Genomic DNA, 19,235 nt, shown 5'->3' with positions numbered 1-19,235 from the left:
TTGGAAAATGTTTTATTTTGTTTGGAAGTCTCAGGCAGCCTTAAGCGCCTTGCTCTTCTTTTTGTTCTGCGATTGCTTTCGCTGCATAAGCGAAGTTGCGAACCGGTGCTTGTAGCACGCTAAGCAACATAGAAAGCAAACCTTCGTAGTTCGGTAGATCTGCAAGTTCTTTAACTTGTTCTACAGAAGCTACATTGCCTTGGATGACACCAGCTTTGATTTCAAGCGCTTCGTTCTTTTTAGCGAACTCGTTCAAGATCTTAGCAGGAGCAATTACGTCTTCATTACTGAAGGCGATAGCAGTTGGGCCTGTCAAGTTCTCGTCTAGTTCAGTCAAACCAGCTACTTCCGTAGCACGGCGAGTCAACGTGTTTTTGTAGACTTTGAAATCCACACCAGCTTCACGAAGCTGTTTGCGAAGTTCAGTCACCTCAGAAACAGTAAGACCGCGGTAGTCTACTACGATTGTAGATTGGCTCGCTTGGAATTTCTCAGCGATTTCATTTACAACCTGTTTCTTTTGTTCGATGATCTTGGACATATGTTCCACCTCCTGTTAGCTTGTTCACCATTATACCTGGAGTTGACATGAAAAATGCCTCCATTCGACATGGAGGCATGATCATAAGGAACAGTCGGAACAGACTGCCTGTTTTATCTCACACACCTCGGCAGGAAATTAAGCCCCAGGGCACCTGCTGTCTTAGGTATAACGTTTATTAGGTTTTAACCACAGTTGATTATATAGTGTTTCCAATTAGATGTCAACAGACAATTAACGGAAAGGAGCTACGTCAACTTTGATTCCAGGACCCATAGTAGAAGCAACAGCTACGTTCTTCATGTAAAGACCTTTGGAAGCTTGCGGTTTAACTTTAATAAGCTGCTCGATCAATGCAACAAGGTTTTCTTCCAATTTCTCTTCGGAGAAGGAAGCTTTACCGATTGGTACATGGATGTTAGCTTGTTTGTCAACGCGGTATTCCACTTTACCAGCTTTGATTTCCTGGATAGCTTTTTCCACGTCGAATGTAACAGTGCCGGTTTTCGGGTTAGGCATAAGACCTTTTGGTCCTAGCACACGGCCCAATTTACCAACTTCAGCCATCATGTCCGGAGTTGCAACGATGACGTCGAAATCGAACCAGCCGCCGTTGATTTTCGCGATTAGATCTTGTTCGCCTACGAAGTCAGCGCCAGCAGCTTCCGCTTCTTTTGCTTTATCGCCTTTAGCGAATACCAATACGCGTTGGGATTTACCAGTACCATGCGGCAATACCATTGCGCCACGGATTTGCTGGTCAGCTTTCTTAGGGTCTACCCCCAAACGGAAAGCAGCTTCGATAGTTTCATCGAATTTAGCAGTTGCAGTCTTTTTGACAAGGGCAACAGCTTCTTTCACTTCGTACAATTGCGTACGATCAACAAGCTTAAGTGCTTCTTGTTTCTTTTTGCTTTTTACAGCCATTTCCTTTTCCTCCTCGGATTGTGGTTTTAACGGTAGGACCTCCCACTTGTTAAAGCGGAACGGACAGAGTCCGCAATTGCCGGAAATGCCGGCTTTTAAAAAGGCTGCGAAATGGTATCCTCCATTCACGCAACCTCGTCAGTTTCCTTGATTGAAATGGAATTAGTCTTCGATGACGATTCCCATACTGCGAGCAGTACCTTCAACCATACGCATTGCTGCTTCAACACTTGCAGCATTCAAATCAGGCATTTTAGTTTCCGCAATCTCTTTAACTTTATCGCGTTTAAGTGTAGCGACTTTGTTACGATTTGGTTCACCAGATGCTGATTCGATACCAGCTGCTTTCTTAAGCAAGACTGCAGCAGGCGGAGTTTTGGTGATGAATGTAAATGAACGGTCTTCGAATACCGTGATTTCAACTGGAATGATCAAGCCAGCCTGTTCTTGCGTGCGGGCGTTAAATTCCTTACAGAATCCCATGATGTTCACACCTGCTTGACCTAGTGCCGGTCCAACCGGTGGAGCTGGATTCGCTTTAGCTGCAGGAATCTGCAATTTTACAACTTTGATTACTTTTTTAGCCACGAGACACACCTCCTTAAGTCCGTGATGTGGTAATAGGGCTTGTCACCCTCCCACTCAACATGTCTGTATAGCTATAGATAGCATAACACTATAGTCAATAACATTAAGATTCTAGCATTTATCCATAAACAATGCAAGGGGCTTCCAAATAAATTCCGATTACGGGATTACAATTTCTCGATTTGGGAGAAATCAAGCTCTACCGGTGTTTCACGCCCGAACATATTGACGTGGACTTTGACCTTCTGTTTATCCATGTCGATATTTTCGATGGTTCCTGTGAAGTCCGTGAATGGTCCATCAGTGACACGAACACTTTCCTTTTCTTCGAAATCGAACTCTGTCAATGTCTCGTCCATGCCCATCCGTTTTAGGATGACTTCCACTTCCTCATCCAAAAGCGGTGTCGGCTTGGAACCCGAACCAGTCGATCCGACGAAACCTGTGACACCCGGTGTGTTCCGTACGACATACCAGGAATCATCCGTCATGATCATTTCCGTCAATACGTAACCAGGGAAGACTTTCTTCATCGCCGTTTTACGTTTACCGTTCTTGATCTCTGTCTCTTCATCTTCAGGGACGACGACACGGAAGATCTTATCTTCCATACCCATGGAATCGAGTCTTTTCTCCAGGTTGGCTTTTACTTTGTTTTCATATCCAGAATAAGTGTGTACGACATACCATCTTTTTTCCATGCTGTCAGGACAAGCGTTTGTCCTTCCCTCCCTTTGTTTAGTTATTGCCGATAATGGGCAAAAAAGACCAATTTAAAAAACCCGTACGCAACGGGTTTTTCTCTACGAGCAATATTTAATACCATTATAGCATATATCAGTGAGTATTATTCAAAAGAATAAATTTAAAATCTCAGAGATCCCAAAATCAACCAAGCCGAAGAACACAGCCGCAAACACGACTGTTAAAACTGTCACGATCGTGTAGCGATACAGCTCTTTGCCAGTTGGCCAGCTGACCTTCTTCATCTCTTTTGATACATTTTTCAAAAACGTAACAGGATTCACGGTACTACCCCCAAACTCTCGCCGACAGGCATTGTTGTCTATTTTGTCTCCCGATGGACCGTATGCTTGTCGCATCGTTTGCAGAATTTCCTAGTCTCTAAGCGCTGTGATTGATTTCCACTTTTTGCGGTGGAATAGTTGCGGCTCAAGCATTCCGAGCACGCTAATGTAACGGTTTTACGCAAAAATATTCACCCTCTCGGGTATTTTGACACAATTTTACTCTAGCACGCATGAAATCGCTTGTCAACGGAGCTATAATGTCACTTCGCTGATTTCAAGGTAGCGTTCCAGCTTTCGTTTCACCCGCTGCAGGGCATTGTCAATCGACTTGACATGCCGTTTCAATTCCTCGGAAATCTCTTGATAAGATCTGCCATCCAAATAAAGCGCAAGCACCTGTCTTTCAAGTTCGCTGAGGAGTTGGGCCATCTTCTCCTCCATATCGAGGAATCGCTCTTGGTTGATCAGGACATCTTGCGGATCCCCGGCTTTGGAGCTGACGATGATGTCAAGCAGCGTCCTGTCCGATTCCTCGTCATAAATCGGCTTGTCCAACGATACATAAGAGTTGAGTGGTATATGCTTCTGTCTGGTCGCCGTCTTGATTGCTGTGATGATTTGTCTCGTCACACAAAGTTCGGCGAATGCCTTGAATGAAGCAAGTTTCTCTCCATTAAAGTCACGGATGGCCTTATAAAGGCCGATCATCCCTTCCTGGACAATGTCTTCCCGGTCGGCTCCGATCAGAAAATACGTACGAGCTTTCGCTCTGACAAAATTTCGATACTTGTTAATCAGAAAATCTAGGGCATCAACATGACCTGCTTTAACTAAATCTACAAGAACACTATCTTCCATCACTGCGTAATCCTGGTCTTCTGTCCGCTGTTTGACAATTGTCACTTAAGGATTCCCCCTGACCATGTATACCGCGAATTTATACGGTCATTATACAGGCGCCCCAAATAACCGTCAATATACTACTTTGGTTATTTCTTCCTTCTGCGCCATGCTTCGAGCGTATCCCGAACTTCGGGTTTCAAAGGGATTTTTGGCTGAAATTGTCGACTATTGTATTCTCTGATTTCCTGGTCGATTTCCCGTTCGATCTGCTTGATTTCCAGATATAGTTCCCTGGAAGATTTACGGAGTGCTCCTTGCCCAAATATAGTACGCTGCTCTGCATAATCGCTCGTTGCGACATAGACTTGGGTCTTGACATTTTTCAACGTTTTAATCAATTTTTCGATACGGTCATCTGCTGTCTCTTTTTCTTTTGTATAAACAACTTCAATCTTAAAGTTTTCGTATTTTTTCTCCAAGCCTCTCACATGATAAGCATCGAATACGACGATGACTCGATGACCAGTGTAAGCCTGATACTCGGCCAGCTTCTCGATCAGCAGCTGACGGGACTGTTCAAAATCTTTATCGCGGAGTGCATGAAGTTCTTCCCATGCCCCGATGACGTTATAGCCATCGACCACCAAAATGACCATGATTATTCCCCTAGCGGATGACGCTGGCGGTTTACTTCATACATGAGAAGACTAGCCGCAACACTGGCATTGAGCGATGTGACCTTCCCTTGCATCGGCAGTGAAACTGTCCAGTCACATTTCTCCCGCACCAGCCGGCTGATACCTTTTCCTTCATTTCCAATGACAAGGGCGATTGCTCCGACTGCATCGAGACGGCGATAATCAATCGCACCCTCCGCTGCTGTCCCAGCAATCCATACATTCCGTTCCTTGAGCTGATCGATCGTCTTAGCCAAATTCGTTACACGTGCCACCGGAATATATTCGATCGCACCAGCGGATGTCTTCGCTACAGTAGCTGTCAGACTGACAGAACGACGCTTCGGAATGATGACGCCATGCGCTCCGACTGCATCCGCTGTCCTCAGGATCGAACCGAGATTATGGGGATCCTCCATTTCATCCAAGATGATGAAGAATGGCTCTTCTCCCCGTTCCTCTGCTGCACGGAATAAATCATCCACTGTACTGTATTCATAAGCTGCAACCGAAGCAACAATCCCCTGATGATTCCCCTCGATCAATTGATCCAATTTACGCTTCGGCACTTTTTGCACAATAGTACCGTTCGTTTTTGCAAGATCCTGTATCGACTGCCATGTCTTTGGCTGCAAATGCTCCGAAACCATGATTTTATTGATCGATCTGCCGGATCGCAATGCTTCCGTGACAGGATTCTTACCGATTATCCATTCATCTGCCATGCTGCTGACTCCTTTCTTCTACGTGTGTGATAGCTGCTTGTATAAGGGTCTCGAGCCGATCTGTATTTTCCAGCAGATAGTGATACCCAATCAACGCTTCAAAGCCTGTGCTGTATCTGTACGTCTGTACATCCGTATTTTTAGGCACCGTACCGGACTTGGCATTACGCCCTCTCCGAAAGATCGCCTGTTCTTCCTCCGACAGCATGTCCTGTTCGAGCCAATCCCGAATCACCTTCGCTTGCGACTTGGCGGAAACGAAGGTGACGGCCGCTTGATGCAGCTGGTTCGGTTTCACCTCTCCTTTTTGCAACAGATGCCGGCGGACATAGATCTCATAAACAGCGTCCCCCATATAAGCGAGTGCCAGACTTTTCATTTGTTTGACGTTCATGCATTATCCTCTTTTCCAGCGCGTCCCCTGTGATGTATCCTCCAGGATGATATTTTTCTCTTTGAGCAAATCACGGATCCGGTCCGCTTCCTGGAAATCGCGGTTTTTGCGTGCTTTTACTCGCTGATTCAGCAAGTCTTCGATTTCATCATCCAACAATTCTGTTTCGGCAGCGAAAATGATTCCAAGCACGCCGCCAAGATCTTCGAATGCTTTGGTGAAGGCTTCGATGACTTGTTCTGATGTTTGTTCTTGCTGCAAGTAGACATTCGCCTCTCTAGCTAGATCGAATAAAACAGAAACCGCATTGGCTGTATTGAAATCATCATCCATTTCCTGCTCGAAACGTGCTGTGAGCTCTTGGATTGCCTCCATCACTTCTTTGACATTGCTATCCTGGTTCGTGCTGGCAGCTTTTCGATGCTGCAGATTATCATAAGCATTCTTGATTCGCGCCAGGCCTGTTTTGGCACTTTCCAATAATTCATCCGTGAAATTGATCGGATTGCGGTAATGTACGGTCAGCATGAAGAACCGCAATACTTGCGGATCATGTTTCTTGATTAAATCATGCGCAAGGATGAAGTTGCCCAGTGACTTGGACATTTTCTCGTTATCGATATTGATGTGGCCGTTATGCATCCAATAGTTCGCAAATGACTTCCCATTAAGGGCCTCTGATTGAGCGATCTCATTTTCATGGTGCGGGAAAGTAAGATCGGTTCCGCCTGCATGGATATCGATTGTGTCACCAAGATGCTTCTTCACCATAGCGGAGCATTCGATATGCCAGCCCGGACGTCCTTTTCCCCAAGGGGTATCCCAGGAAATCTCTCCCGGCTTCGCATTTTTCCAAAGGGCGAAATCAAGAGGATCATCCTTTTGCTCCCCGACACGGATGCGGGCACCTGAACGTAATTCATCAATGGACTGATGAGATAATTTGCCGTACCCATCAAAGGAACGTGTGCGGAAATAGACATCACCTTCGGATACATACGCATAGCCTTTATCAATCAAGCCTTGGACAAAATCGATGATCTCTTCCATGCTATCCGTAACACGCGGGTGAAGTGCCCCATCCTTGACTCCTAGTGCAGATGTATCTTCCTTATACGCTTGGATGAATTTCTCTGCTACTGCGTAGACATCTTCCCCCATTTCTTTCGCTGCGTTTATGATTTTGTCATCGACATCCGTGAAGTTCATGACGTACTTAACATCATATCCGCGATACTCCAAATAACGGCGGACTGTATCGAATACGATCGGCGGTCTTGCATTACCGATATGAATGTAATTGTAAACAGTCGGTCCGCAGACGTACATGCTTACTTTTCCTTCCTCAATCGGAACGAATGGCTCCTTTTTCCGGCTCAATGTATTATAAATTTTTACCGACATGCTGCTTCTCTCCTTTTGCTGCGGCTAACTCCCGCTGCAGTTCTTTGATTTCCAGATCCATTTTCCTTAGCTTCTCCGCAACTGGGTCTGGCAAATCCTGATGATTCAAATCTCTCCTGATACGTTCACCATCTTTTATGACGACGCGCCCCGGGATGCCGACGACCGTCGAACAGTCCGGAACATCCTGCAAAACAACAGAGCCTGCTCCTATCTTTGAATTGGCACCAATCGTGATCGAACCTAATACCTTGGCTCCTGACGCGATAAGCGCATTATCCTTGACAGTCGGATGCCGTTTGCCTTTTTCCTTCCCAGTACCCCCAAGCGTCACCCCTTGGAAGATTGTCACATTATCACCGATTTCACATGTCTCCCCGATGACGACACCCATGCCGTGATCAATAAAGAAACGTCGGCCGATCGTAGCTCCAGGATGTATTTCAATGCCAGTGAAGAAACGGCTCACTTGTGAAACAACGCGGGCAAGGAAATAGAATTTATGCTTATACAATTGGTGTGCAATCCGATGTGCCCAAATGGCATGCAAGCCGGAATACGTAAGGATAACTTCCAGATATGAGCGAGCAGCTGGATCTTGGTCGAAGACGACCATAACATCCTCTTTCAGCATCTTGAAAAATCCCATTTTGCCCTTCCTTTCCGCATGTATTGTTTCACGAAAAAAAGCGTCCCTGTACAACGACAGAGACGCTTTTTGCGCGGTTCCACTCTATTTGGGCGAGCCTATTGGCTTCCCCAGCTTCACTCTGATAACGGTGAGAACCGCTTTTACCTACTAACAGTTCGGCAAAAGACTCCGAGGTGCATTTCAGCAAAAGCTTTCCAAAGCCGCTCGCAGCGTATGCGGCTCTCTCTGAATGGAAAGGCAGATGCGTACTTCTCCTCTTCTACGTTCAAATGTGTAGTAATACTATATTATATTTCAGTGAAAAAGTGAATATTTTACTTTGTCAGTCGCTCGATTGCTGCACGAAGACGGTTCTGTACAACTGTCTCACCAAGCAAGTGGATGGAATTCGGCAGTTCCGGACCATGTGTGACACCTGTAGTTGCTACACGGATAGGCATGAAGAGCTTTTTGCCTTTTTGTCCAGTCTGTTTCTGTGTCGCTTTGATTGCACCTTTGATTGCATCCGGCTCGAATGATTCCAATGCAGCGAGTTGTGCAGAGAATGCTTTTAAGACTTCTGGTACTTGCTCATCCTGAAGCACTGCCATTGCCTCTTCATCATATGAAATCTCGTCCTGGAAGAATAGCTCTGTCAGCTCGACAATCTCCGCGCCATAATTCAACTGTTCTTTATAGAGCGCAATAAGCTCAGCAGCCCATTCCCGACGGGAGTCTTCCATATTCTCAGGCAGCTTGCCCGCTTGAATCAAATGCGGCAAAGTCAATTTCTCGATGCGACCGGCATCCTCAGACTTGATATATTGGTTATTCATCCATTTCAGCTTCTGCGGATCAAAGATTGCTGCAGAAGTGGATAGACGGTTCGGATCGAAAATCTTGATGATTTCTTCTTTGGAGAAGATCTCTTCTTCACCGACTGGCGACCAGCCGAGCAGGCTGATGAAGTTGAACATCGCTTCCGGCAGATATCCTAGGTTCTTGTATTGCTCGATGAACTGCAGGATATGCTCATCGCGCTTGGAAAGCTTCTTGCGATTTTCGTTCAGGATCAATGTCATATGGCCAAATTGAGGCGGCTCCCAGCCGAAAGCTTCATAAATCATCAGCTGCTTCGGCGTGTTGGAAATATGTTCTTCCCCGCGAAGGATATGTGAAATCTCCATCAAATGGTCATCGATTGCCACAGCGAAGTTATATGTCGGAATGCCATTTTTCTTCACGATGACCCAATCACCGAAATCACTGGATTCGAAGCTGATCTCATTACGAACGATGTCGTTGAACTTGTATGTTTTGTTCTCCGGCACGCGGAAGCGGATGCTCGGCTGTCTGCCTTCTGCTTCGAATTGCTCTTGCTGTTCCGGTGTCAGATCACGGTGTGCACCAGAATATTTAGGCACTTGTCCGTTCGCTTTTTGCTCCTCGCGCTCTTTCTCCAGTTCCTCTTCCGTCACATAGCATTTGTAAGCAAGACCGCGATCCAGCAATTCATCTACATATTTTTTATAGATATCCAAGCGCTCCAATTGACGGTACGGGCCATACTCGCCGCCGATATCGGCACCTTCGTCCCATTTGATACCAAGCCATTTCAAATAACTGAACTGACTTTCCTCGCCGCCCTCTACATTTCGTTTCTGATCCGTATCTTCTGTGCGGACGATGAATTTTCCATCATGATGACGGGCATATAAGTAATTGAATAGTGCAGTTCGTGCGTTTCCAATATGCAAATGTCCAGTCGGACTTGGCGCATAGCGCACACGTACAGGTTTTGACATATGAATAACTCCCTTTCGGTTATGTTAGGCTTGCTGCAAAAGGACGACTGCTTGCGCAGCGATTCCTTCCTTCCGGCCAGTGAAGCCAAGCTGTTCTGTTGTTGTTGCTTTCACATTGATCTGACCCGGTTCCGCATCGAGCATTCCCGCTACATTTTCACGAATCTGATCAATATATGGTGCCATTTTCGGTGCTTGTGCAATGACTGTACAATCCAAGTTCCCTAGTTTGTAGCCTTGTTCTTTTACAAGCTGCCATACATGACGCAGTAATACTTCCGAGTCCGCATCCTTGAAAGCAGGATCTGTATCCGGGAAATGTTTGCCGATATCGCCCAGTGCCAAGGCACCAAGACAAGCATCGGCAATTGTATGTAATAGTACATCTGCATCTGAATGACCAAGCAATCCTAGCTCATGGGGAATCGTGATTCCGCCGATGATACAAGGTCTGCCCTCCGCAAATGCATGTACATCAAATCCTTGTCCAATTCGAAACATAATGTGACCTCGCTTTATTTGCCATTTAGAAATGCTTCCGCTTTGTATAAATCCTCTGGTGTTGTAAGCTTCATGTTATCGTAGCTGCCTTCTACAATGAAGACATCTTGGTCGATCCGCTCGACCAAGGATGCATCATCTGTACCAAGCATTCCGTCGACCTTTGCTGACACATGGGCGTCATAGATCAGCTGATAATCAAAGGCCTGCGGTGTCTGAGCAGCCCACAGCAGCCCGCGATCCATCGTCTCCAGACGATTGCCTCGACGAAGCTTGATCGTGTCGGTGACAGGAACCGCCAGGATAGCAGCGCGATGCTGCTGACACGCTTCGGCCAGAGCATGGAGCCTGTCAATTGTGACAAATGGCCGAGCGCCATCGTGTATGAATACCATACCGGACTTCTCAGGCAATGCTTCCAGCCCCATCAGGACACTCTCCTGCCGCTCGCTGCCGCCGTCTGTCAAATTGATCGGTGTCGACCATTTTTGAGCTTTCAGCAGCTGAAGCATCAATTTGCGATCAGCCTTGCTTACAACAAGCGTGATGGATCCACACCAAGGATCCTTGTCGAAAACTGTCAGCGTATGGACAATGAGCGGCTTTTGTCCAATTGTGAGGAATTGCTTATTACGACCGGTCTGCATCCGCTTTCCTTGCCCGGCAGCTAACACGATAGCTTGATAATACATCTATTTTACCGCCTTATTTTATATCGAATCCAAACAAAAGCGATAACATCCCATGTTATCACTTTTGTCTACTTCTATCATGTTATACTTTTTCACAATGCTTTTTCAAGTAATTTAGGCTTTGCAAAGATCATTCGGCCGGCAGAAGTTTGCAAGACACTTGTAATAAGCACTTCGATCGTCTTGCCAATATAGTTCTTCCCTTCCTCGACAACGATCATCGTTCCGTCATCCAAGTAAGCCACGCCTTGATTATGCTCTTTCCCGTCCTTGATCACCTGGACAGTCAATTCCTCTCCAGGAATGACAACCGGTTTCACCGCATTAGCCAAATCATTGATATTCAGCACCGGTACATTCTGGAATTCACATACTTTATTCAAATTGAAATCATTCGTAACGACGATACCATCGATGACCTTTGCCAATTTGACAAGCTTGGAATCCACTTCCGGAATATCCTCGAAATCACCTTCGTAAAATTCCACTTTGACACCAGGCATATCCTTTTGAATCCGGTTCAGGACATCCAGACCGCGACGACCGCGATTTCGCTTCAATGCATCAGATGAATCCGCGATATGCTGGAGCTCATTCAATACGAATTGCGGGATGACAATCGTACCCTCGAGGAAATTCGTTTCACAAATATCAGCGATTCTTCCATCGATGATGACACTCGTATCCAACAGCTTCGATTTAGGCTGGAGAGCTTGGATTTTCTCTTCTCCAGCTTCTTGCTCATCTGCAGCCTTCTTCTTGTCCTTTTTCGCCAGCATCATCATATTCAGGAATTCATCCCGACGTTTGAAACCGACCTGGAACCCGATGTAACCGAGGAAAATGGTCACAAACAGCGGCAGCACTTCCGATACAAGCACAAAACCGATACCACGGATCGGAATCGTAATCAAGTACGCTACAACCAAACCAATAATGAGCCCGATGCTGCCAAAGAACAAATCAGCAGCTGGTGTCTTAACCAGTGAGTCCTCTACCCAATGGATGAAGCCGACAATATAATCGACCACCCAAAACAGTAATAAGAATAATAGAATAGCTCCGCCAATCAATCCGACGATCGGGGAATTCAGCCAACCAATGTTGGTAAGGTTCGCTAGATCCATCAATTTAGGGATGTAGAGAAACCCGACCATACCGCCTGCAACGATAATAAATAATTGCACGATTCGCTTTAACATTACTGTCACCTCCTAATAGAAAGTATTACCTGAAACAAAATATATTAGACGTAAAAATAAATAATTGCAGTTTAACCGTAGCACGTTTTAGAATACCAGTCAATTTAGTAAATATTACATAGTAGCATAGTTTTAGATGAAATGTCAAAAAATATTACCATTTAAGGAGAGGTTAATCCTCTCCCAACACAATTCGGAGTGCTTCACTTACTGAGTTGACTCCAACAACTTTGATACTCGATGGGACTGTCCAGCCATCCAGGTTTTTCTTCGGTACGATTGCTCGCTTGAAGCCGAGCTTGGCCGCTTCCTGAACACGCTGTTCTATGCGGGATACACGTCTTACTTCCCCTGTCAAACCTACCTCGCCGATCAATACATCATCCGGCTTGGTCGGCTTGTCCTTGAAACTGGATGCAATGCTTGCAGCCACCGCAAGATCGATGGCTGGCTCGTCCAAACGCATACCTCCGGCAATCTTGACATATGCATCCTGGTTCTGAAGCATAAGCCCGACCCGCTTCTCCAGTACTGCCATCAATAGCGGTACCCGGTTATGATCTGTACCGGTAGCCATACGCCTTGGGTTTCCGAAGCTAGTCGGTGAGATGAGTGCCTGAATTTCAACGAGGACCGGCCGTGTTCCTTCCATCGATGCCACAACTGTCGATCCTGCTGCTCCTTGCGATCTTTCCTCCAGGAAGATTTCAGACGGGTTCGTCACTTCCCTTAATCCTTCTTCCTTCATCTCGAAGATACCCATTTCGTTTGTACTTCCAAACCGGTTCTTCACGCTTCGCAAAATCCGGAATGTATGGTGCCGTTCCCCTTCAAAATAAAGTACAGCATCCACCATATGTTCAAGAAGTCTCGGACCAGCAATTGCGCCTTCTTTCGTTACATGACCGACGAGGAAAATCGGTATGCCATTCGTTTTGGCAACCCGCATCAGCTCACTGGTACACTCCCTCACCTGCGAAACGCTCCCTGGCGCACTGGTGACTTCTTCCCGGTAAACGGTCTGGATGGAGTCGACAACGACAAACGCCGGTTTCACATCCTCTATATGCCGTGTGATGTCCTGCAGATTGGTCTCTGATAATACATAAAGCTGATCAGCTTTTACGCCAAGACGATCGGCCCTCAGTTTCGTCTGCCGTGCAGATTCCTCTCCCGAGATATACAGGACAGGTAATTCCTTTTCAGCCAGCTGTGCGCTGACCTGCAAAAGCAAGGTCGACTTACCGATACCTGGGTCACCGCCGATAAGTACAAGCGATCCTGCTACGATACCGCCGCCGAGTACCCTGTTGAACTCAGGAAGATTCGTCGTCACCCGCGGCTCCTTTTCGGAATGGATGGCTGTGATCGATTGAGGCTTTGCAGCAGTCGTTGTATTTGAATGACGAAAAGCACCACTGCCAGCCGGTGAAACCACTTCTTCCGTAAAGGTATTCCAATTATTGCAGCTTGGGCATTTGCCCATCCATTTAGCGGATTCATATCCACATTCCTGACAAACATACTTCGTCTTTCTCTTTGCCAAACCTATCAAATCCTTCTCTATCATTTTATACGATAATTACGGCATAAAAGTTACAGAAATATATCAAATAAAATCATTAATATAGAAATAATTACACAAATATAATAGCAAAAAGGGAGGCGTATACACCTCCCTATTCATTATTTGCCAGTAACGACATACTTACCTTCTTTATCAACATCTATATTCACTTGTTGCCCTTTGCGGATATTCTCGCGCAGGAGTTCCTCTGATAACAGATCTTCGATATTCTTCTGAATTGCACGGCGTAATGGACGAGCACCATATTCCGCATCAAAGCCGTCATCAGCGATCTTCTCAATAACAGCATCCGTCAGCGTGAACTCGATATCCTGCTGTGCAAGACGTTTTTTAAGCTGGTCTGCCATCAATGTGACGATATCTTTCATGTGTTTCTTCTCTAGCGGATGGAACACAATCGTTTCATCGATTCGGTTCAAGAACTCAGGACGGAATGCTTTCTTCAGTTCCTCTGTCACTTTCGCCTTCATATCCTTGAAATTCTGATCTTCACTATCCAAAGTGAACCCTAGTGATTTGCTGCGTTTCAGCTCACTTGCTCCGACGTTGGAAGTCATGATCAGAATCGTATTGCGGAAATCGACCAGACGACCTTTTGAATCCGTCAGACGGCCATCTTCCAACACTTGGAGCAAGATGTTGAAGACCTCTGGGTGTGCTTTTTCCACCTCATCAAGCAAGACGACGGAGTATGGCTTGCGACGAACTTTCTCGGTAAGCTGACCACCCTCTTCATACCCGACATATCCCGGAGGGGAACCAACAAGACGTGCAGTGGAGTGGCGTTCCATGTATTCAGACATATCGATACGGATCATCGCATCTTCATCTCCGAACATGGAATCAGCCAAAGCTCGTGCTAATTCTGTTTTACCGACACCTGTTGGACCAAGGAAGATGAAGGAACCGATCGGACGTTTTGGATCCTTAAGACCTGCACGCGCCCGGCGTATCGCTTTGGAAATAGCGACAACCGCTTCCTCTTGGCCGATTACACGGCCATGCAATGTCTGCTCCATATTGAGCAAACGTTCCGATTCATCCTTTGTCAGTTTGGCTACCGGCACTCCAGTCCAGATGGAAACGACTGAAGCGATGTCCTCCACAGTGACTTCACTGCTTTCCTGACCTTGCTTCTCTTTCCATTGATCCTTCGTCTGATCCAGCTGATCACGCAGGCGCTGCTCTGTATCGCGCAAGGAAGCTGCTTTTTCGAATTCCTGACTTTGAACGGCAGCGTCTTTCTCTTTGCGCACTTCCTCCAGCTTCTGCTCAAGCTCTTTCAAGTTGGGCGGAGCTGTGTAAGAACGAAGACGTACTTTGGAAGCTGCTTCATCAATCAAGTCGATCGCTTTATCCGGCAGGAAACGATCTGTGATATAACGATCAGAGAACTCTGCTGCTGCACGAATCGCATCATCCGTGATCGTTACACGGTGATGGGCTTCATATCGATCACGCAAGCCTGTAAGGATCTGAATGGATTCCTCAACTGATGGTTCATCGACTTGGATCGGCTGGAAGCGGCGCTCCAATGCTGCATCCTTCTCGATGTACTTGCGGTACTCATCCAATGTGGTAGCACCGATGCATTGCAGCTCCCCACGTGCCAAGGATGGTTTCAGGATGTTGGAAGCATCGATTGCCCCTTCTGCTCCGCCTGCACCGATAAGTGTATGCAGCTCATCGATGAAGAGGATGATATTACCTGCCTGACGGATCTCCTCCATCACTTTTTTCAGGCGATCCTCGAATTCCCCGCGGTATTTCGTACCTGCCACGACAGTACCCATATCAAGCGTCATGACACGCTTATCCCGAAGGATTTCTGGTATTTCATTGTTAATGATCTGCTGTGCAAGACCTTCAGCAACTGCCGTTTTACCTACACCAGGCTCCCCGATCAAGACAGGGTTATTCTTGGTACGGCGACTGAGGACTTGAATGACACGCTCGATTTCTTTTTCACGGCCGATGACCGGATCGATATTGCCTTCTTTGGCAATTGCGGTAAGATCTCGTGCCAAGGAATCAAGTGTCGGCGTATTCGCTCTGGCAGACTGACTGCCTCGTTGTTTCCCGGCAGATGACTCATTACTGCCCAGAAGCTGCAATACTTGCTGACGAGCCTTATTTAAGCTGACTCCAAGATTATTCAGCACACGTGCTGCGACGCCTTCTCCTTCACGAATCAAACCGAGAAGGATATGCTCCGTGCCTACATAGGAATGACCTAGCTTTCTCGCTTCGTCCAAGGAAAGCTCGATCACTTTCTTCGCACGCGGCGTGTAGTAAGGTGTACCAGTGATCTTCTGGCCGCGCCCGATCAGCTGCTCCACCTCTTCCTGAATACGCTCTGTTTCCAATCCCAGTGTCGTCAGAGCCTTAGCAGCGATTCCTTCACCTTCGCTCACAAGACCCAATAGAATATGTTCTGTACCGATATTATTATGTCCAAGACGCACTGCTTCTTCTTGTGCAAGTGCAAGGACCTTTTGCGCTCTTTCCGTGAAGCGTCCAAACATCATAGGAATTCCTCCTCGATCAATCAGTTATTTTCCAAATGCATCCGCTCCCTGATGAGGGATGCACGTAATACATCTCGTTCTCTGCCAGACAGACTCCTTTTCGCATAATGTTGAAGGAAGCCCGGCTGTATCAATACCATTAATTCATTAAGTATAGATTGAGGCATATCTTCTATATACCCAAGATCAATGCCTAACCTAACATCGGATAAGCAGGTTGCAGCTTCCTTGGATTCGATGATACGGCTGTACCGCAGCGTACCATAAGAACGGAAGATCCGATCCTCCAGCTGAATGCTCAGCTCCTGTGTCAATGTCTGACGAGCCTGCCTTTCCTGCTCGACCAGTTGGCTAACCACACTTTCCAGATCCTCGACAATATCGTGTTCGGATTTTCCCAGGGTGATCTGGTTGGATATCTGATAGATATTGCCTTGAGCTTCGCTGCCTTCTCCATAAATGCCGCGAACCACAAGCCCAAGCTGGTTGATTGCCGGTGTCAGCCGGTTCATCTGATGCGTCATGGTCAAAGCAGGCAGATGCATCATGACCGAAGCTCGAAGCCCCGTCCCTACATTCGTCGGACAAGTCGTCAGATAACCCCTTTCTTCATCGAAAGCATATGTTATCTTCTGCTCAAGCCAATCATCCACTTCAAATGCCTCTTGGAGTGCCTTTTGCAGCTGGAAGCCTGGTAAGTATAGCTGAATGCGCAGGTGATCCTCTTCATTTACCATGATAGAGACTTGTTCGCTTTCAGAGAGCAAAACTCCTGCTTCCTCTGCGTGTTCTGCCAAATGAGGGCTTATTAAGTGTTTCTCGACAAAAACTTTTTTCTCGATCGGTGACAGATCGGCAATGCGAACGAATTGCATCTGTCCGCGATCTTTGAAGGAAGCATCTTGGTAGCTGTCTTGGAAGAAATTGAGTACGTCATCCAAATCCTCCGCTTTAGCAATCAAAGGGAAAGTGCGATTCTCAAAGTTTCTGGCTAACCGGATACGGCTGCTCATAACGATATCACAGTCTGGTCCATTCTCTTTCATCCATGGGCTGATTGCATCACTCATGAATTTCTCAAGTGACATTAGCCCTCACCCTCTTCCCGTTCATCTGACTGCTGCTCCAAAGAACGTATCTTATCGCGGAGCTCTGCTGCTTTTTCGAATTCTTCTGCTTGGATGTATTGCTGCATGGATTCCCGATATGCAGCGATCTTTCGTTTCTTCTCTATACCGCTGCCCATCCGCTTCGGTATCTTGCCTTCGTGTTTGGTATTACCACTGTGTACGCGACGGAATATGGGGTTCAAATTATCCTCGAATGTTTCATAGCAGGATGCACATCCAAATTTACCTATTCTGGTGAATTCATTATATGTGAGTCCGCACTTCGGACAAGCAAGTGTTGCTGGAGCTTGAGTGAAGTGTTTATGTCCTTGAACAGTCGCTGGATTCATATGAAATAGACCAGATAATAAGTTATGCAGGGAATACCCTTCTTGGCCGTAGGAGACATATCCGTTCTCTTTCGCGCATTGTTCGCACACATGCATTTCTGTCTTCTGCCCATTGACGACATTCGTCAAATGTAATGTAGCTGGTCTTATATGACATTCTTGACATTCCATCCTAATGCCCTCCTTACCTGACTAGTACTTGATAGCAGTCAGCATTGAAACCAGGATACGGGACCTGACCTCATCGCGAAGAGGAAGAGGGAAGGCTAGTGTTTCCCGGTTGGTTGCTCTAAGCATGATCTTCGCTTCCCGTTCTGTCAGGATATCCTCTTCAGCCAGCCGTTCAATCACACTGTTGGCGGTCTGCTGCGAAACTCTCGGCTGCACCATTTCGATCACGTCATCTATCAAACTTGCTTCTGTATGATGTTTTACCCGAATTATACGAATATAACCGCCGCCGCCACGCTTGCTTTCGACCAGGTATCCCTTTTCGATGGTGAATCTCGTTTTGATGACGTAGTTAATCTGCGAAGGCACGCATTGAAAACGATTGGCTACTTCGCTTCGCTTTATCTCCACTTCCTGCGTATCCGTTGACTGAAGAATCTGCTTCAAATATGCCTCGATTATGTCAGATATATTATTACTCACACAAGTTCCTCCCTTCTTTTGACTTTGACTATCTTTGACTATATTATATACATTTTGCAGGAGGAATGCAAAGCTCTTCTTCTTTAGCATAGCCCCCAAAAACAGAAAAAAACCCTTAAAAAGGGTTTTAACTTTTCACCGTACAGACTGATTTAATATTCGTCAGGTCAGTCAATTCCTCAAAGAGTTCCATTTCATTTATAGCATGACGTGTTTCCAGCTCGACATGCAGCAACCTGCTATCATGGTGATGTTTTTTCATTTTCATATTTGTCAATGCCAGATGATGGCGCTCGAGTATTTCCATAATAGGAGCTATGCTTTCTTCTCTATCCAATTCAATATCAAGACGGTATGCTTTCTGCTTTTTGCTGGATAAAAACAGTTTTTCAAAATTATTCAGGAATATGAGGACCAATAGAATGATGATAGTTGTGAATACAGCTTCCATATACATTCCCGCCCCTATCACCAGACCAAGACCCGCTACGGTCCAGACAGATGCGGCTGTCGTGAGGCCTCGTACGGTCGTTCCATTGACCAGGATCGTTCCTGCTCCCAAGAAACCAATGCCGCTGATGACATAAGAAGGTATACGTGCAGGATCGAATCGCACATAGGCATGCTCTTCACTGAATTCCGTAAAACCGTACAAGGATAAAATCATCATAAGACAGGATCCTACCCCTACGAGGATATGAGTCCTTAAACCAGCATGGTGGTTACCCATCCCACGTTCCATCCCGATTGCACCCGACAAGAATATTGCTATTATTATTTTAAACATTACAGTTAAGAATTGATCATTAAAGTACTGCTCCATCTACGCTTCCCTTCTTTCTCTTAGCAGTATATGAATATCCCCACGTTAGTATGAAGTGAAATACTTATATTCCCTAATTGACAGAAAGATAAGGCAAGACAGAAAAAAATCCCTGATCCTTATATGGATCAGGGATTTTTTTCTGTCTTGCCTGGCAGCGTCCTACTCTCGCAGGGGCGAACCCAACTACCATCGGCGCTGAAGAGCTTAACTGCTGTGTTC

At 46.2% G+C, this 19,235-nt stretch carries 22 protein-coding genes and 2 other annotated features; all 22 genes read right to left on the bottom strand.

Going from position 1 to position 19,235, the window contains the following annotated elements; genetic code table 11:
* Positions 1-40 precede the first annotated feature (40 nt).
* Complete coding sequence (rplJ, locus tag AB1K91_RS16840) at positions 41-541, bottom strand: 50S ribosomal protein L10 (protein ID WP_093728589.1); 501 nt, start codon at positions 539-541, stop codon at positions 41-43.
* 41 nt (positions 542-582) lie between these two features.
* Positions 583-726 (bottom strand) — a sequence feature (ribosomal protein L10 leader region).
* Between the two features lie 49 nt (positions 727-775).
* Entirely contained in the window at positions 776-1,468 is a 693-nt protein-coding gene (rplA, locus tag AB1K91_RS16835) for a 50S ribosomal protein L1 (protein ID WP_413091529.1), read from the bottom strand.
* 162 nt (positions 1,469-1,630) lie between these two features.
* Positions 1,631-2,056, bottom strand: a complete 426-nt coding sequence (gene rplK / locus AB1K91_RS16830; RefSeq protein WP_139180901.1) for a 50S ribosomal protein L11 — start codon at positions 2,054-2,056, stop codon at positions 1,631-1,633.
* A gap of 167 nt (positions 2,057-2,223) precedes the next feature.
* A complete protein-coding gene (gene nusG / locus AB1K91_RS16825) occupies positions 2,224-2,757 on the bottom strand; it encodes a transcription termination/antitermination protein NusG (RefSeq protein WP_093728592.1) in 534 nt (177 codons plus the stop codon).
* A gap of 150 nt (positions 2,758-2,907) precedes the next feature.
* Positions 2,908-3,084: a preprotein translocase subunit SecE gene (secE, locus tag AB1K91_RS16820; protein ID WP_413091528.1), complete on the bottom strand. Its 177-nt coding sequence runs from the start codon at positions 3,082-3,084 to the stop codon at positions 2,908-2,910.
* A 38-nt stretch (positions 3,085-3,122) separates the two neighbouring features.
* Entirely contained in the window at positions 3,123-3,269 is a 147-nt protein-coding gene (gene rpmG, locus AB1K91_RS16815) for a 50S ribosomal protein L33 (protein WP_093728594.1), read from the bottom strand.
* Positions 3,270-3,339: 70 nt separating this feature from the next.
* A complete protein-coding gene (gene sigH / locus AB1K91_RS16810; protein WP_093728595.1) occupies positions 3,340-3,990 on the bottom strand; it encodes an RNA polymerase sporulation sigma factor SigH in 651 nt (216 codons plus the stop codon).
* Positions 3,991-4,076: 86 nt separating this feature from the next.
* The gene (locus AB1K91_RS16805; protein WP_413091526.1) at positions 4,077-4,586 is read right to left on the bottom strand and encodes an NYN domain-containing protein; all 510 of its coding nucleotides are present in this window, start codon (positions 4,584-4,586) and stop codon (positions 4,077-4,079) included.
* Positions 4,587-4,588: 2 nt separating this feature from the next.
* Positions 4,589-5,332, bottom strand: a complete 744-nt coding sequence (gene rlmB, locus AB1K91_RS16800; protein ID WP_413091524.1) for a 23S rRNA (guanosine(2251)-2'-O)-methyltransferase RlmB — start codon at positions 5,330-5,332, stop codon at positions 4,589-4,591.
* Positions 5,322-5,726, bottom strand: coding sequence for a Mini-ribonuclease 3 (locus tag AB1K91_RS16795; protein WP_413091522.1), 405 nt, complete (start codon positions 5,724-5,726; stop codon positions 5,322-5,324). The genes rlmB and AB1K91_RS16795 overlap by 11 nt, the downstream gene beginning before the upstream one ends.
* A gap of 3 nt (positions 5,727-5,729) precedes the next feature.
* Positions 5,730-7,130, bottom strand: coding sequence for a cysteine--tRNA ligase (gene cysS, locus AB1K91_RS16790; RefSeq protein WP_413091520.1), 1,401 nt, complete (start codon positions 7,128-7,130; stop codon positions 5,730-5,732).
* Complete coding sequence (cysE, locus tag AB1K91_RS16785) at positions 7,111-7,803, bottom strand: serine O-acetyltransferase (protein WP_413091604.1); 693 nt, start codon at positions 7,801-7,803, stop codon at positions 7,111-7,113. The genes cysS and cysE overlap by 20 nt, the downstream gene beginning before the upstream one ends.
* Positions 7,804-7,834: 31 nt before the next feature.
* Positions 7,835-8,053: a binding site (T-box leader), on the bottom strand.
* A gap of 43 nt (positions 8,054-8,096) precedes the next feature.
* Positions 8,097-9,566, bottom strand: coding sequence for a glutamate--tRNA ligase (gltX, locus tag AB1K91_RS16780; RefSeq protein ID WP_413091518.1), 1,470 nt, complete (start codon positions 9,564-9,566; stop codon positions 8,097-8,099).
* A 24-nt stretch (positions 9,567-9,590) separates the two neighbouring features.
* Complete coding sequence (gene ispF / locus AB1K91_RS16775) at positions 9,591-10,067, bottom strand: 2-C-methyl-D-erythritol 2,4-cyclodiphosphate synthase (protein ID WP_413091516.1); 477 nt, start codon at positions 10,065-10,067, stop codon at positions 9,591-9,593.
* A 14-nt stretch (positions 10,068-10,081) separates the two neighbouring features.
* A complete protein-coding gene (gene ispD / locus AB1K91_RS16770; protein WP_413091514.1) occupies positions 10,082-10,759 on the bottom strand; it encodes a 2-C-methyl-D-erythritol 4-phosphate cytidylyltransferase in 678 nt (225 codons plus the stop codon).
* Between the two features lie 92 nt (positions 10,760-10,851).
* Positions 10,852-11,961, bottom strand: a complete 1,110-nt coding sequence (locus AB1K91_RS16765; RefSeq protein ID WP_413091512.1) for a PIN/TRAM domain-containing protein — start codon at positions 11,959-11,961, stop codon at positions 10,852-10,854.
* Positions 11,962-12,133: 172 nt separating this feature from the next.
* On the bottom strand, positions 12,134-13,507 hold the full coding sequence (gene radA / locus AB1K91_RS16760; protein ID WP_413091510.1) for a DNA repair protein RadA: 1,374 nt from the start codon (positions 13,505-13,507) through the stop codon (positions 12,134-12,136).
* Positions 13,508-13,647: 140 nt separating this feature from the next.
* A complete protein-coding gene (gene clpC / locus AB1K91_RS16755) occupies positions 13,648-16,077 on the bottom strand; it encodes an ATP-dependent protease ATP-binding subunit ClpC (protein ID WP_413091508.1) in 2,430 nt (809 codons plus the stop codon).
* Positions 16,078-16,097: 20 nt separating this feature from the next.
* The gene (gene mcsB, locus AB1K91_RS16750) at positions 16,098-17,165 is read right to left on the bottom strand and encodes a protein-arginine kinase McsB (protein WP_413091506.1); all 1,068 of its coding nucleotides are present in this window, start codon (positions 17,163-17,165) and stop codon (positions 16,098-16,100) included.
* The gene (gene mcsA / locus AB1K91_RS16745) at positions 17,165-17,707 is read right to left on the bottom strand and encodes a protein-arginine kinase activator protein McsA (protein WP_413091505.1); all 543 of its coding nucleotides are present in this window, start codon (positions 17,705-17,707) and stop codon (positions 17,165-17,167) included. The genes mcsB and mcsA overlap by 1 nt, the downstream gene beginning before the upstream one ends.
* 21 nt (positions 17,708-17,728) lie before the next feature.
* Positions 17,729-18,190, bottom strand: a complete 462-nt coding sequence (locus AB1K91_RS16740; protein ID WP_413091503.1) for a CtsR family transcriptional regulator — start codon at positions 18,188-18,190, stop codon at positions 17,729-17,731.
* A gap of 127 nt (positions 18,191-18,317) precedes the next feature.
* On the bottom strand, positions 18,318-19,013 hold the full coding sequence (locus AB1K91_RS16735) for an MgtC/SapB family protein (protein WP_413091501.1): 696 nt from the start codon (positions 19,011-19,013) through the stop codon (positions 18,318-18,320).
* Between the last annotated feature and the right edge of the window lie 222 nt (positions 19,014-19,235).

The organism is Terribacillus jepli (assembly GCF_047228925.1).
Lineage (GTDB): Bacteria > Bacillota > Bacilli > Bacillales > Amphibacillaceae > Terribacillus.
The sequence above is the reverse complement of the archived record's forward strand: the minus strand, read 5'-3'. Positions and strand labels throughout refer to the sequence as shown.